Source organism: Streptomyces sp. NBC_00887 (genome assembly GCF_045207585.1).
This window is the reverse complement of sequence record NZ_CP108788.1, coordinates 3,910,245-3,924,200: the sequence shown is the minus strand read 5'-3', so window position 1 is coordinate 3,924,200 and position 13,956 is coordinate 3,910,245. Positions and strand designations below refer to the sequence as shown.

The window sequence follows — 13,956 nt, the reverse complement described above, 5'->3', positions numbered from 1 at the left end:
GTATAGACTTCCAGGGTCACTGTATGCGTGTCCTCAGCCCGACCCAGGAGCAGCCACCATGGCCATAGACCTCGCAGGCCGCCACTTCATCAAGGAGCTGGATTTCACGGCCGAGGAGTTCCGCGGCCTGATCGCCCTGGCTGCCGAGCTCAAGGCCGCCAAGAAGGCGGGCGAGGAGGTGCAGCGGCTGCGCGGGAAGAACATCGCGCTGATCTTCGAGAAGACCTCGACCCGCACGCGGTGCGCTTTCGAGGTGGCCGCCGCCGACCAGGGTGCCTCCACGACGTACCTCGACCCCTCCGGCTCCCAGATGGGCCACAAGGAGTCGGTCATGGACACCGCACGTGTGCTCGGCCGGATGTTCGACGGCATCGAGTACCGCGGTGACAGCCAGGAATCGGTCGAGCAGCTGGCTGCGTACAGCGGCGTCCCCGTCTTCAACGGCCTCACCGACGACTGGCACCCCACCCAGATGCTCGCCGACGTCCTCACGATGACCGAGCACAGCGACAAGCCGCTGGACCAGCTGTGCTTCGCCTACCTCGGCGACGCCCGCTTCAACATGGGCAACTCCTACGTGATCACCGGCGCTCTGCTCGGTATGGACGTCCGGATCGTCGCGCCCGAGGCGTACTGGCCGGCCCAGGAGGTCGTGGCGCAGGCCCGCAAGCTCGCGGAGTCCAGCGGCGCGCGCATCACCCTCACCGAGGACATCGCCGAAGGCGTCCGCGGCACCGACTTCGTCGCCACCGACGTCTGGGTCTCCATGGGGGAGCCCAAGGAGGTCTGGGACGAGCGGATCGCCGCGCTCGCGCCGTACGCCGTGACCATGGACGTCCTGCGGGCCAGCGGCAACGACGGCGTCAAGTTTCTGCACTGCCTCCCGGCCTACCACGACCTCGGTACGAAAGTGGCCCGGGAGGTCCACGAGCGCCACGGCCTCACCGAGCTGGAGGTCACCGACGAGGTCTTCGAGTCCGGGCACTCCGTCGTCTTCGACGAGGCCGAGAACCGGATGCACACGATCAAGGCCGTTCTCGTGGCCACCATGGCGGGGCAGGGGCAGTACGCATGAGCATGCACCCGATTGGGTGAACATGCGTGGTGGCGCCTACGATAGGGGCACTTGGTGGGGTTCGGGCTCGCACGCTCGAACCCCATTTCTGTGCGCTCGGTCCGAGTCCTCCCCACGGTTTCCTCGGTCGTCCCGCCCACAGGCTCCAGGTCACCCCCGCAGCTTTCCGCGGGCGCCCCAGCCCCATCCCCAGCCCACCCCCACCCCCACGCTCCACCAGAGAAGAGAACGTCCCCCCATGAGTTCCGTCCCCTCCCCCCGGACGCCCGTGAGCCCGCCGGCGAGCCGGTCGCGCATCAAGAGCCCCGACCTGCTGGTCGCCGAGTCCGGTGCCGACCTGGAGGGCCACGGCCTCCGGCGCACCATGGGGCTGTTCCAGCTCGTGTGCTTCGGAGTCGGCGCGATCGTCGGCACAGGGATCTTCGTCGGCCTGTCCGACAGCGTCGCCGAAGCGGGCCCCGCGGTCGTGGTCTCGTTCGTCCTCGCCGCGGTCACCTGCATCTTCACCGCCTTCTCCTTCGCCGAGCTCGGCGGCGCCATCCCTGTCTCCGGCAGCTCGTACTCGTTCGCCTACGCCACGCTCGGCGAGCGCGTCGCGTTCCTCGTGGGCTGGTGCCTGCTGCTGGAGTACGGCGTCTCGGTCTCCGCGGTCGCGGTCGGCTGGAGCCAGTACGTCAACGAGCTGCTGAACAGCATCTTCGGCTGGGAACTGCCGGCCGCCCTGTCCTCGGGACCCGCGGACGGGGGTGTGATCAACCTGCCCGCGGTCGTCGTGATCATGATGGCCGCCACTCTGCTGGTGCGCGGCATCCGGGAGAGCGCGGGAGCCACGGCTGCGATGGCGGTCCTCAAGATCGGCATCCTGATCGCGTTCTGCGTGATCGCCTTCACCGCGTTCGAGGACGGAAACCTCTCCCCGTTCGCTCCCGAGGGCATGGCCGGGGTCACCGCCGGCGCGTCGCTGGCGTTCTTCTCGTACATCGGGTTCGACGCCATCACCACGGCGGGCGAAGAGGTCAAGAACCCCCGGCGGAACATCCCGATCGCGATCATGATCTGTATCGGCCTCGTCACGCTGCTCTACTGCGCGGTCGCCCTCGGGGCCATCGGGGCGCTGGGCGCGGACGCGGTGTCCGACAAGCCGGCCGCGCTCTCGCTGGTCGTCGACCAGGTCACCGACTCCGCGGTCGGCGGCGGGATCATCGCCTTCGGCGCCGTTGTCGCGATCGCGTCCGTCGTGCTCGCGGTGATGTACGGGCAGACCCGGATCCTGATGTCGATGTCCCGCGACGGACTGATCCCCCGGGTCTTCGAGCGCGTCTCGCCCCGGACGCACACGCCGGTGGCCAATACCTGGATCGTGGCGCTCCTCTTCGCGATCCCGGCGGCCTTCTCGTCGCTCGACGTCGTGGTGAACCTGACGACCATCGGCACCCTCGCGATCATGGCGGTGGTGAACATCGCGGTGATCGCGCTGCGCCGCCGCAATCCGGAGCTGAAGCGTTCCTTCCGGGTGCCGCTCTACCCGCTCAGCCCGGTCCTGGGTGTGGCCTTCTGCCTGTACCTGATGTACGGGACGGGCTGGTCGACCTGGGTGCAGTTCGTGGTCTTCCTGGCGGTCGGAGCCCTCGTGTACGCCGGCTACGGCCGCAGCCGGTCCCGGCTGGTCAACCCTGCGGGCCGGGCGGCCGCACCGACGGAAGGGTGAACCAGACGGCCTTGCCGTGCTCGGTGGCGCGATGACCGCAGGCGGAGCTGAGGGTGCGGATCAGGACCAGTCCGCGGCCGTGCTCCTGCCAGGGGTCCGGCTCGCTGCCGGGCCGGGGGCGTGAGAGGTCGCCGGGCGGGCCGGGGTCGTGATCGTGCACCTCGACCTGGCAGCCGGTCGCCATGAGCTCCACGACCAGTTCGATGGGCCCCGCGCCGTCGGTGTGCTCCACGGCGTTGGCGACCAGTTCGGCCGTGAGGAGCTCGGCCGTGTCGCTGTCCGCCGGTGCGTCGATGTCCGCCAGCGCCGTACGGATGAGGGCGCGGGCGATCGGCACGGCGGCCGTGGAGTGCGGCAGTGCGACGCGCCAGGAGGTGGGCACGGGGGCGGGGGCGTCGGGCGGCAAGGTGGTTTCCGTTCGGGAGCGGGACATCCTGCACCGGGCTTCCCTGCCGAGCTGCGCCGGAGGGTCGTACCGGACGTCTGTACGGAGAGTTCTGTACGGAGATTTCAGTACCGAAGGTTCTGTACCGATGTTCCGCAGGGAGGCTCTGTACCGAAGTTCTGCACCGAAAGTTCGGTACCAGGACTTCCTGGGTCCAACCTTACGAAGTGCACCGCCTCAGACATAGGGGCGGTCGACCGGCACAAACGGGACCTTCGCCACACCGGCGCGACGGATCAGTTATTGCGCACTCATGACGGAAGTCACGCATGAGTGATAACTTCGAAGCGGATCACAGCAGCCCGACGGCTGAAGGGGACCCCTTCCATGAGCCCGTTCACCGGCACCGTCCCGCATACGGAGCGATGGGAACATCTGCGCCTGACGAAGCACGACGGGGTGGCGACCGTCACTCTCGCCCGGCCCGAGAAGCTCAACGCACTCACCTTCGGCGCCTACGCCGACCTGCGCGACCTCCTTGCCGAGCTCTCCCGTGAACGCTCCGTGCGCGCGCTCGTGCTCGCGGGTGAGGGGCGCGGATTCTGCTCCGGCGGCGATGTCGACGAGATCATCGGCGCCACGCTCGCCATGGACACCGCACAACTGCTCGACTTCAACCGGATGACCGGACAGGTCGTACGTGCCCTGCGGGAGTGCCCCTTCCCCGTCATCGCCGCCGTGCACGGGGTCGCCGCCGGGGCCGGGGCGGTCATCGCGCTCGCCGCCGACTTCCGCGTCGCCGACCCCTCCGCCCGCTTCGCCTTCCTCTTCACCAAGGTGGGTCTCTCCGGCGGGGACATGGGGGCCGCCTACCTCCTGCCGCGTGTCGTCGGCCTCGGCCATGCCACCCGGCTCCTGATGCTCGGCGAACCCGTCCGCGCCCCCGAGGCCGAGCGCATCGGAATGATCAGCGAGATGGCGGAGGAGGGCAGGGCCGACGCACAGGCCGCGGAACTCGCCCGCCGGCTGGCCGACGGCCCCGCCCTCGCCCTCGCCCAGACCAAGGCCCTCCTCACCGCCGAGCTCGACATGCCGCTCGCGGCCTCCGTCGAACTGGACGCCGCCACCCAGGCGCTTCTCATGAACGGTGAGGACTACGCAGAGTTCCACGCCGCCTTCACCGAGAAGCGGCCGCCGAAGTGGCAGGGCCGGTAGCGCGATGCCCTCCTCCGCTGCGGACACTCCGCGCACCGGACGGATCGCGGTCATCGGCGGCGGGCCCGGCGGGCTCTACGCCGCGGTCCTCCTCAAGCGGCTCGACCCCCGGCGCGAGATCACCGTCTGGGAGCGCAATGCGCCCGACGACACGTTCGGCTTCGGCGTGGTCCTCTCCGACGAGACGCTCGGCGGCATCGAGCACGCCGACCCCGTCGTGTACGCGGCGCTGCGGGACGAGTTCGTCCGCTGGGACACCATCGACGTCGTCCACCGGGGCACCACCCAGACCTCGGACGGCCACGGCTTCGCCGCGCTGGGCCGCCGCAGGCTCCTGCAGATCCTGCACGAGCGCTGCGGGTCCCTGGGCGTACGACTCCGCTTCGGGGCCGAGGCCCCGCCCGCTGCCGAGCTCGCCGCCCACCACGACCTGGTCATCGCCGCCGACGGTGTGCACAGCGCCACACGCGAGGCCGACGCCGCCCACTTCGGCCCGCGGACCGCCACCCATCGCAACCGCTACATCTGGCTCGCCGCCGACTTCGCGTTCGGCGCCTTCCGCTTCGAGATCGCCGAGACCGAGTACGGCGTGATGCAGCTGCACGCCTACCCCTTCTCGCCCGACGCCTCCACCGTCATCGTCGAGATGCGCGAAGAGGTCTGGCGGGCGGCCGGCCTCGACACCTGTGAGGCCACCGAGTCGACCGAACGCTGCGCCAAGGTCTTCGCCGAGGCCCTCGGCGGCAGGCCGCTGCGGTCAAACAACTCCTCCTGGCTGACCTTCGCCACCGTCACCAACACCCAATGGGCCCACGGCAACACGGTCCTCATCGGGGATGCCGCCCACACCGCCCACTTCTCCATCGGATCGGGCACCAAACTCGCCGTCGAGGACGCCCTCGCGCTGGCCGCCTGCATCGAGGAACAGCGCGACCTGCCCGCCGCCCTCGCCGCGTACGAGGCCGAGCGGCGCCCGGTCGTCCTGTCCACGCAGCGCGCCGCGGCGGCGAGCCTGCGCTGGTTCGAGGAACTCCCGCTGTACGTGGACCAGCCGCCCCGGCGGTTCGCCTTCAACCTCCTCACCCGCAGCCGCCGCGTCACCCACGGCAACCTGCGGCTGCGCGACTCCGACTTCACCGGAGCCGTCGAGGCGGAGTTCGGCTGCCCGCCGGGAACCCCGCCGATGTTCACCCCGCTACGGCTGCGCGGCCTCGAACTCCGTAACCGCGTCGTCGTCTCGCCCATGGACATGTACTCCGCCGTCGACGGGATGCCCGGCGACTTCCACCTCGTCCACCTCGGTGCCCGCGCACTCGGCGGCGCGGGACTCACCATGACCGAGATGGTGTGCGTGAGCCCCGAAGGCCGCATCACCCCCGGCTGCACCGGCCTGTGGACCGACGAACAGGCCACGGCCTGGAGCAGGATCACCCGTTTCGTCCACGACTCCGCCCCCGGTGCCGCGATCGGCGTCCAGCTCGGCCACTCCGGCCGCAAGGGGTCCACGAAACTGATGTGGGAGGGCATCGACCAACCGCTGGACGAAGGAAACTGGCCGCTGAGCGCCGCTTCCCCGATCCCGTACGCACAGGGCGTCAGCCGGCTCCCGCACGCCCTGGACCGGGCCGGACTCGACACCGTCCGTACCCAGTTCACCGATGCCGCACGGCGCGCCGCCCGCTGCGGGTTCGACCTCCTCGAACTGCACTGCGCGCACGGCTATCTGCTCTCCGGCTTCCTCTCCCCGCTCACCAACCGGCGCACCGACGCCTACGGCGGGCGGCTGGAGAACCGCATCCGCTTCCCCCTCGAGGTCTTCGACGCGGTCCGCGAGGTGTGGCCCGAGGACCGGCCCATGACCGTCCGGATCTCCGCCACCGACTGGGCCGAGGGAGGTACGAGCCCCGAGGACGCCCTCGGGATCGCCCGCGCCTTCGCCGAACACGGCGTCGACGCCATCGACGTCTCCACCGGCCAGGTCGTCCCGGACGAACGCCCCGAGTACGGCCGCTCCTACCAGACGCCGTACGCCGACCGGATCCGCAACACCCTGGACGTTCCGGTCATCGCGGTCGGCGCCATCTCCTCCTGGGACGACGTCAACTCACTGCTCCTCGCCGGCCGCGCCGACCTCTGCGCCCTGGCCCGCCCGCATCTGTACGACCCGCACTGGACCCTGCACGCCGCCGCCGAACAGGGTTACGAGGGTCCGGGCGCCCCGTGGCCCCTTCCGTACCGGGCGGGCAGCCGCACCCCGCCGACGGGCCGCACCGACGCACCCAAGCCGCGGCTCACCCTGGGCTGAGCGTCAGACATTCGTGGCAGCGGCAGGGCAGGGGATGAGGTGAGCCCCACGAGGTGGTGCGGTACTCGGCCGCCAGCCGTTCGAGCAGTACGGCCAGTTCCTCGGCGTCCTCCCGGCTCGGCCGGCAGCCGCCCACGCCGGCCTCCGTCCACAGCCGCAGCACGGTCGGGCTGTGGACCGGCACGGCGCGGAAGGTGTGCAGGTTGCGCGTCGCCATGTCGATGGTGATGTACGTGCCCGTGTGGCGCCCGCGTCCGATCGTGGTCAGCTGCTCGTGGGCCATTCCCGGGTAGGTCGAGATCACATGGACCTTCGAGCCGCCCCGGTAGGACTTGGTGCCCGGCCGGAGCTCCTGCCCGCCGTCCCCGTACCGCCGCCAGCGCACCACGTTCGCGGCAACCAGCCAGGCCTGCTCCGGTGAGGCTTCCCGGTCCCCGTCCGTCACTTCGGCTCCGCGGTGATCAGCAGCCGGTCGGAGAGTGCCTCGTAGCCGATGCGCCGGTACACCCCGTTGCTCGTCGGATTCGCGAGGTCCGTGAAGAGCAGCACCTCCTCGGCGCCCGCCTCCCGTGCCGCACGGCTGACCTCCGCCGTCACCGCCGCCGCGTACCCCCGGCCGCGGTGCTCCGGCGGTGTGTAGACCGTCGCCACCCGCACCGTGCCCGCGATCCTGCGGGAGACGCCCGCCATCGACACCGGGACACCGTCGTCCTCCCAGACGGTCAGCCCGCCGTGCGAGGTCCGGTCGTCCACGATCCGTTCGGCCCGGTCGCCCGACTGTCCCGTCTCCTCGCCGAAGGCCCGGAACCAGTCGATGAGCAGCGCGCGGTCGGCGCAGGTCGCGGTGCGCGGGCTTCCGGCGGGCGCGGGGGAGGGCGGAACCAACTCGCGCAGACGGTACAGCCGGTGCTGCTCGTCGACACGGTGGCCGGGCCAGCGGGAGGCCAGCGCCTCGGCGGTGGCGCGGTCCGCGTTGACGCCGGGCAGGGGGAGCGCCTCGGCCGGCGGACCGATCGCGTCCGGAGCCACCGTGCCCAGGATCGGCACGAACGGCGGCGTCCGCACGAGCGTTCCGGCGACCGCCCCGTCCACCCCGCGCCACCACCCCAGCAGCGGGGATGCCTCGCCGTAGGCGTGCGGACCGCTGTGCCGCAGGGCCGCAGTGACGGTCAGCACCAGGGTGTTCTCCGCCGGCCGGGCGGCCAGTGACGCTCCTGCCGCGTCCAGGAAGACGCCGACGTCATCAGTGAAGGTCCAGGTCATGCCTCATCCTGCCGGGTCAGCAGCCTTCGGGGCACCCCGATTTCATCCTGCGTCGACTTCTGCGCCCACGAACTCCGCTCCCGCGTCCCTCAGTTGTGCGTGCAGCCGCCCGAACACCTCCGCCGAACGGCCGCCGGGCCAGTCCTTGGGCAGCAGCTCCTCGGGCAACCCGGGATCCGCGTACGGCAGCCGCCGCCAGGAATCCAGGGCGAGGAGGTAGTCCCGGTAGGCATCCTCCGGGTCGGGCGCACTCCCGCCGGCCCGCGCCTCCCAGCCCCGCAGCACGGGCTCCTGCTGCGCCAGGAAGTCCAGATGGAGCCGGGCGATCGCGTCCAGGTCCCACCAGCGGGTCACCGACTCCTTCGTCGCGGCGAAACCGAGGTGTTCCCCGCGGAACAGCTCGACGTACGGGGCGAGTTCCAGCCGCTCCAGGGTGTGCCGCGTCTCCTCGTACAGTCCGGCGGGCGCGATCCACACCCCGGGGGCGGCCGCGCCGAAGCCGAGGTTGCCGAGGCGGGAGCGCAGCAGGTGACGCTTGTGGCGCTCCGCCTCCGGTACGGAGAAGACGGCGAGCACCCAGCCCTCCCTGAGCCCGGGCGAGGGATGCCGGTAGATCCGCCGGTCGCCGTCGTCGAGCAGCTGACGCGCGTCGGCCGACAGGGCGTATCCGGCCGCCCCGTCCGCCGTCCGGGCGGGGACGAGCAGCTCGCGGCGCTTGAGCCGGGAGACGGAGGAGCGCACGGACGGAGCGTCGACGCCGACCGCGTGCAGCAGCCGGATCAGTTCGGACACCGCCAGCGGGGCGTTGCCCGGGGAGCGACCGTAGGCGCCGTAGAGGGTGACGATCAGGGAACGGGGAGAGTGCTCGGCCACGTGATCACTCTAGAGCGACTCGGCCGTGCGGGTCCGGGGAGGTGCGCAGGAGGAAGCGCTGGAGTTTGCCGGTCGCGGTCCGCGGGAGCGAGGGCAGGAACTCGATGACACGGGGGCATTTGTGCGGCGCGAGCTCCGACTTCACATGGGCGCGCAGGGAGTCGGCCGACTGCTCGGCACCCTCGCGGAGCACCACGTACGCCGCCACGATCTGACCGCGCAGCTCGTCCGCCCGGCCCACCACCGCCGCTTCGACGACGTCGGGGTGGCGCAGGAGGGCTTCCTCGACCTCGGGGCCCGCGATGTTGTAGCCGGAGGAGATGATCATGTCGTCGGCGCGGGCGACGTAGCGGAAGTAGCCGTCCGGCTCACGGACGTAGGTGTCGCCGGTGATGTTCCAGCCGTGGCGTACGTACTGGCTCTGGCGCTCGTCGGCGAGGTAGCGGCAGCCGACCGGGCCGCGCACCGCCAGCAGGCCCGGTTCTCCGTCGGGCAGTTCCTCGCCGTCGCCGTCGACCACCCGTGCCTGCCACCCGGGCACGGGTGTACCCGTGGTGCCGGGGCGGATCGCCTCGTCGGCCGCGGAGATGAAGATGTGCAGCAGCTCGGTCGCCCCGATGCCGTTGATGATGCGCAGACCCGTCCGCTCGTGCCAGGACTGCCAGGTGGCCGCGGGGAGGTTCTCCCCGGCCGAGACGCAGCGCCGCAGTGCGGAGAGGTCATGGCCGTCCAGCTCGTCGAGCATCAGGCGGTACGCGGTCGGAGCCGTGAACAGCACCGAGACCCGGTGGGCGGCGAGCGCGGGCAGGAGCTGCTTGGGGCCGGCCTGCTCCAGCAGCAGGGACGAGGCCCCGGCCCGCAGGGGAAAGACCACCAGACCGCCGAGCCCGAAGGTGAAGCCGAGCGGAGGGCTGCCGGTGAACACGTCGTCGGGGCAGGGCCGCAGGACGTGGTGGGCGAAGGTGTCCGCGATGGCCAGCACATCGCGGTGGACGTGCATACAGCCCTTGGGTCGTCCGGTGGTCCCCGAAGTGAACGCGATGAGTGCGACGTCGTCGGCGGCCGTGTCCACCGCCCGGTAGGGCCCCGGCCGGGCCGCCGCGAGCCGCGTCAGGTCGTCGGGGGCCTCTCCGCCGAACGCCGTGACCCGCAGCCCGGGTACCTGAGCCTTCATCAGGTCGTCGACCGACCTGATGTCGCACAGGGCATGACCGACCCTGGCGAGGAGACAGATCGTGGCGAGTTCCGTCGGCCGTTGCTGGGCCAGTACGGTCACGGCGACCGCGCCCGCCTTCATCACGGCGAGCCAGCAGGCGGCGAGCCACGGGGTGGTGGGGCCGCGCAGCAGCACCCGGTTGCCGGGGACGACGCCCAGGTCGTCGGTCAGTACATGGGCGATCCGGTCCACCCGGTCCCGCAGTTCCCCGTAACTCCAGACGCCGCCGTCCGGGCTGCGGAAGGCGGGGCGTTCGCTCCCGAAGCGCTCCGCGGTCCGGTCGAGCAGCTCGTATCCGCAGTTCAGCCGGTCGGGATAGAGCAGCTCGGGGAGGTCGAAGACCAGCTCGGGCCACTGTCCGGCGGGCGGGAGATGGTCGCGTGCGAACGTGTCGGAGTGAGCACTTGCGGTACCTGACGGCTTCATGAAGCATCGCCCCCTTGTCGCCCTTGGAGCGTATCGTTTGAGTGACGGCAGTCAACAGTCCGCGATAGGTCCGCGAAGAGTCGTGACAAGAGAGGCGCCGGTATGACGGCATTCTCCCTCGATCCCGGTCAAACCGCATGGTGCGACGAGCTGTACACCCTCTCGGGTGAACAGCTGCGCCCACTCGCGGAGAAGGGCACCCCTGGCCGCGTCAACCGCCCGCTGGTCGCCGCCCTCGGCGAGCTGGGGCTCCTCGGCCGGATGTTGGGATCCGGCGCGCTGGACCTCTGTCTGCTGCGCGAGTCCCTGGCCCGCGGCTGTACCGAGGCGGAGACCGCACTCGCACTCCAGGGCCTCGGCACGTATCCCGTCGCCCAGGCGGGCACCCCGCTCCAGCGCGAGCGCTGGCTCCCCGAGGTGAGTGCCGGCCGCGCCGTGGCCGCCTTCGCGCTCAGCGAGCCGGGCGCCGGATCCGACGCGGCGGCACTCGCCCTCGATGCCCGGCGCTCCGCGGGCGGGTGGCGGCTGACCGGGGAGAAGTGCTGGATCTCCAACGCCCCGGAGGCCGACTTCTACACCGTCTTCGCCCGTACGGCGGAGGGCGAAGGGGCCCGCGGCGTCACCGCGTTCCTCGTCCCCGCCGGCCGCCCAGGACTCACCGGAACGGCCCTGGACATGCTCTCCCCGCACCCCATCGGCACCCTCGACTTCGACGGCGTACCCGTCACGGACGACGACGTCCTCGGGGAACCCGGCCGCGGCTTCCGGGTCGCCATGAACACCCTGAACTTCTTCAGGCCGAGCGTCGGCGCGTTCGCCGTCGGCATGGCGCGCGCCGCACTGGACGCCACCCTGGAACACACGGCGCACCGCACCGCGTTCGGCGGACCGCTCAAGGACCTCCAGGCCGTCTCCCACCAGGTCGCCGAGATGGCCACACGCACCGAGGCCGCCCGGCTCCTGGTGTACGCGGCCGCCGCGGCGTACGACGCGGGTGAGCCGGGAGTCCCCGGCCGCGCCGCCATGGCGAAGCTGTACGCCACCGAGACCGCGCAGTTCGTCGTCGACGCGGCCGTCCAACTGCACGGCGCACGCGCCCTGCGCCGCGGCCATCTGCTCGAACACCTCTACCGGGAGGTCCGCGCGCCCCGGATCTACGAGGGTGCCACCGAGGTGCAGCGCACCATCATCGCCAAGGAGCTGTACGCGACACAGGAGATGCCCGCATGAACCCGCTCACCCGGATCAACCCCACCGAGCTCGCCCCGGCCACCGGTTTCTCGCACGCCGTCGCGGTCAGCGGCGGCCGGCTGGTCTTCCTGGCCGGACAGACCGCCCTCGACGGGGACGGAAAGGTCCTCGGGGCCACCCTGCCCGAACAGTTCGAGACGGCGCTCGGCAATCTGCTCACCGCTCTGCGCGCCGCGGGCGGCTCCCCGGCCGCCCTGGCCCGGGTCACCGTGTACGCCACCGATGTCGCCGACTACCGCTCCCACGCCCACGAACTGGGCAGGATCTGGCGCAGGCTGGCGGGGCGCGAGTATCCGGCCATGGCTGTCATCGGGGTGGCCAGGCTCTGGGACGAACAGGCACTGGTCGAGCTGGACGGCATCGCGGTGCTGGACTGAGCGAGCACGGGCCGCATCCCGTCACATGGCCGGGGCAGCCGAGGGAACGGCTGCCCCGGCCACGTCGGTTCAGTACGGCTCGACCAGCACGTGTGCGGCGCCCGGGATGCCGATCTTGAGCAGCTCGTCCTCCTCGGGGGTCGTCGGGCCGCCCGTCTCCTGCTTCAGGATCGCGCGCGACAGGTTCTGCACGAACATGGCGCGCGGGCGGCGGCGGGCCTCCCAGGCCGCGAGTGCCGCGGGCACGTCGTCCTCGGCGTCCAGTGACTCGGCCAGCACCAGCGCGTCCTCCACCGCCATGGCCGCACCCTGCGCGAGATGCGGGGTGCTCGCATGCGCGGCGTCACCGGCGATGACGACCCGGCCGACGTACCAGGGCTCCTCCACCGTGACCTGTGAGATCCGCGAATACACGACGGCGTCCGGGTCCGTGACATGGGTGAGCGCCTCGGCGACCGGCCCGGAGAACGCGGCCAGCCGCTCCGCGAGCTGCTCGTGGGCCCGCGCGGGATCCGGCCGGAAGCCCGCCGTCTCGGCGAACACCGCTCCCAGGTAAATGAGTTCGTCCGTCATCGGAGTGAGCAGCGCCTTCGCCGCCTGGTTGCCGGTGCTCATCACCACGCCCTGGACGCCGGGCGGGCGCGGCACGGTGACCCGCCAGTTGGCGAAGCCGGTGTACTCGGCCGTGAAGCGGTCGCCGTACAGCCGGGTCCGCAGCGGGGAGCCGATGCCGTCGAAGCCGACGACCAGGTCCCAGCGGCCCGTCGAGCCGTCGGACAGGGTCGCATCGACGCCGGAACCGTCGTCGGTCAGCTCGGCGATCGTCGTACCGAAGCGGATCACGGCCCCGGCAGCCGCGGCGGCGTCCCCGAGCACCCCGGCCAGGGCCGGGCGCGGGATGCCGTTGCCGGACGGGGCGTCGCCCATCCGGGGCTGCGGGATCTTGGCGAGCGTGGCGCCGGCCGGATCGCAGATGGTCAGCACCTCCCACTCGAAGCCGGCCGCGATGCAGGCGTCGAGCACACCGATCTCACGCATGACGTGAAGGGCGTTGGACGGCTGGATGATGCCGACGCCCAGCGCGTCCAGATCGTCGCGGAGCTCGGCGACCTCGACCGTGTGACCGCGCCGGGCGAGCGCTGCGGCGAGCGTCAGCCCGCCGATTCCGCCGCCATGTATCAGTACGCGCAGGGGTGTTGGCATCTCAGATCTCTCCAGAGCGAGAAGAATGAAGAGGAGTGCCCTCAGGCTCGCATGTGCGTCGGGGAGCGCCCGCACGATCTCCCCGCATCCGTCGAAGTCTCGGGATGACGGAATCGCCCGGGTAGCGGAGCGACCGCTCCGGGGCGACGCTGGAGGAGTCGGTATTCCGTATACAGCCCGACGCACGCGAGCGGGAAGGCCAGCGGTGACCAGCGAACCGCCTCCGCACCCTGCGGCCAGGTCGTACGACGGTGAAGGCATCACCGTGAGCTACGACGCGCACCGCTGCCTGCACGCCGCCGAATGCGTGCGAGGGCTGCCCGACGTCTTCCAGGCCGGGCGCAGGCCGTGGATCACGCCCGAAGGCGCGTCCGCCGACGAAGTGGCGGACATCATCCGGCGCTGCCCCGGCGGAGCCCTGCAGTACCACCGCACCGACGGGCTGCCGGACGAGGTTCCCGATGTGCCGACTCATGTCTCCCTGCACGGCGACGGGGTGCTCCACGTGCGAGGGGACCTGGTGGTGGCCACGCCGGAGGGCCCCCGGAAGGAGACCCGGGTGATGTTGTGTGGCTGCGGGCTGACCGGGAACACGCCGTTCTGTGATCACAGCGGAGTGTGCGCCGACCACGTCTGAGCGCGGCCAGGAGCGGGACCGA

The 13,956-nt window shown here is 71.3% G+C and carries 13 protein-coding genes; 7 read left to right on the top strand and 6 right to left on the bottom strand.

Translation table 11 applies throughout. The features are described from left to right. Positions 1-58: 58 nt before the first annotated feature. Both argF and OG844_RS17820 read left to right on the top strand, forming a co-directional pair. Positions 59-1,075 (top strand): ornithine carbamoyltransferase, encoded by a 1,017-nt coding sequence (gene argF, locus OG844_RS17825; protein ID WP_406391443.1) that lies wholly within the window; start codon positions 59-61, stop codon positions 1,073-1,075. Between the two features lie 238 nt (positions 1,076-1,313). Further along, positions 1,314-2,783, top strand: coding sequence for an amino acid permease (locus tag OG844_RS17820; RefSeq protein ID WP_406391441.1), 1,470 nt, complete (start codon positions 1,314-1,316; stop codon positions 2,781-2,783). On the opposite strand, the gene OG844_RS17815 is transcribed toward OG844_RS17820, so the two are convergent. After that, positions 2,743-3,189, bottom strand: a complete 447-nt coding sequence (locus OG844_RS17815) for an ATP-binding protein (RefSeq protein WP_406396173.1) — start codon at positions 3,187-3,189, stop codon at positions 2,743-2,745. The two genes, OG844_RS17820 and OG844_RS17815, sit on opposite strands and share 41 nt — an antisense overlap. A 366-nt stretch (positions 3,190-3,555) precedes the next feature. On the opposite strand from OG844_RS17815, the gene OG844_RS17810 reads away from it, so the two are divergent. Both OG844_RS17810 and OG844_RS17805 read left to right on the top strand, forming a co-directional pair. Then, positions 3,556-4,383 (top strand): enoyl-CoA hydratase family protein, encoded by an 828-nt coding sequence (locus tag OG844_RS17810; protein ID WP_406391439.1) that lies wholly within the window; start codon positions 3,556-3,558, stop codon positions 4,381-4,383. Between the two features lie 4 nt (positions 4,384-4,387). Next, on the top strand, positions 4,388-6,688 hold the full coding sequence (locus OG844_RS17805; RefSeq protein WP_406391437.1) for a bifunctional salicylyl-CoA 5-hydroxylase/oxidoreductase: 2,301 nt from the start codon (positions 4,388-4,390) through the stop codon (positions 6,686-6,688). Here the strand turns inward: OG844_RS17805 and OG844_RS17800 are convergent. From OG844_RS17800 to OG844_RS17785, 4 genes are read right to left on the bottom strand one after another with little or no spacing between them, the layout of a single operon-like run. After that, a complete protein-coding gene (locus OG844_RS17800) occupies positions 6,675-7,133 on the bottom strand; it encodes a hypothetical protein (RefSeq protein WP_406391436.1) in 459 nt (152 codons plus the stop codon). The two genes, OG844_RS17805 and OG844_RS17800, sit on opposite strands and share 14 nt — an antisense overlap. After that, entirely contained in the window at positions 7,130-7,951 is an 822-nt protein-coding gene (locus tag OG844_RS17795; RefSeq protein WP_406391435.1) for a GNAT family N-acetyltransferase, read from the bottom strand. Before OG844_RS17795 ends, OG844_RS17800 begins: the two co-directional genes overlap by 4 nt. Positions 7,952-7,993: 42 nt before the next feature. Continuing rightward, positions 7,994-8,824, bottom strand: a complete 831-nt coding sequence (locus OG844_RS17790) for a PaaX family transcriptional regulator C-terminal domain-containing protein (protein ID WP_406391433.1) — start codon at positions 8,822-8,824, stop codon at positions 7,994-7,996. Between the two features lie 4 nt (positions 8,825-8,828). After that, complete coding sequence (locus tag OG844_RS17785) at positions 8,829-10,466, bottom strand: AMP-binding protein (RefSeq protein ID WP_406391431.1); 1,638 nt, start codon at positions 10,464-10,466, stop codon at positions 8,829-8,831. A gap of 102 nt (positions 10,467-10,568) precedes the next feature. On the opposite strand from OG844_RS17785, the gene OG844_RS17780 reads away from it, so the two are divergent. Next, positions 10,569-11,696: an acyl-CoA dehydrogenase family protein gene (locus OG844_RS17780; protein ID WP_406391430.1), complete on the top strand. Its 1,128-nt coding sequence runs from the start codon at positions 10,569-10,571 to the stop codon at positions 11,694-11,696. Continuing rightward, positions 11,693-12,094, top strand: coding sequence for a RidA family protein (locus OG844_RS17775; RefSeq protein ID WP_351167580.1), 402 nt, complete (start codon positions 11,693-11,695; stop codon positions 12,092-12,094). Before OG844_RS17780 ends, OG844_RS17775 begins: the two co-directional genes overlap by 4 nt. 69 nt (positions 12,095-12,163) lie before the next feature. Here the strand turns inward: OG844_RS17775 and OG844_RS17770 are convergent, their stop codons facing one another. Then, a complete protein-coding gene (locus tag OG844_RS17770; RefSeq protein ID WP_406391428.1) occupies positions 12,164-13,297 on the bottom strand; it encodes an FAD-dependent monooxygenase in 1,134 nt (377 codons plus the stop codon). A 205-nt stretch (positions 13,298-13,502) separates the two neighbouring features. Between OG844_RS17770 and OG844_RS17765 the strand changes: the two genes are divergently transcribed. After that, complete coding sequence (locus OG844_RS17765) at positions 13,503-13,934, top strand: (4Fe-4S)-binding protein (protein WP_406391427.1); 432 nt, start codon at positions 13,503-13,505, stop codon at positions 13,932-13,934. The last annotated feature ends 22 nt before the right edge of the window (positions 13,935-13,956 follow it).

Coding starts and splice junctions, on each gene's coding strand:
- OG844_RS17795 (WP_406391435.1), bottom strand. CDS start 7,951: ATGACCTGGACCTTCACTGATGACGTCGGCGTCTTCCTGGACGCGGCA.
- OG844_RS17810 (WP_406391439.1), top strand. CDS start 3,556: ATGAGCCCGTTCACCGGCACCGTCCCGCATACGGAGCGATGGGAACAT.
- OG844_RS17805 (WP_406391437.1), top strand. CDS start 4,388: ATGCCCTCCTCCGCTGCGGACACTCCGCGCACCGGACGGATCGCGGTC.
- OG844_RS17785 (WP_406391431.1), bottom strand. CDS start 10,466: ATGAAGCCGTCAGGTACCGCAAGTGCTCACTCCGACACGTTCGCACGC.
- OG844_RS17780 (WP_406391430.1), top strand. CDS start 10,569: ATGACGGCATTCTCCCTCGATCCCGGTCAAACCGCATGGTGCGACGAG.
- OG844_RS17820 (WP_406391441.1), top strand. CDS start 1,314: ATGAGTTCCGTCCCCTCCCCCCGGACGCCCGTGAGCCCGCCGGCGAGC.
- argF (WP_406391443.1), top strand. CDS start 59: ATGGCCATAGACCTCGCAGGCCGCCACTTCATCAAGGAGCTGGATTTC.
- OG844_RS17770 (WP_406391428.1), bottom strand. CDS start 13,297: ATGCCAACACCCCTGCGCGTACTGATACATGGCGGCGGAATCGGCGGG.
- OG844_RS17775 (WP_351167580.1), top strand. CDS start 11,693: ATGAACCCGCTCACCCGGATCAACCCCACCGAGCTCGCCCCGGCCACC.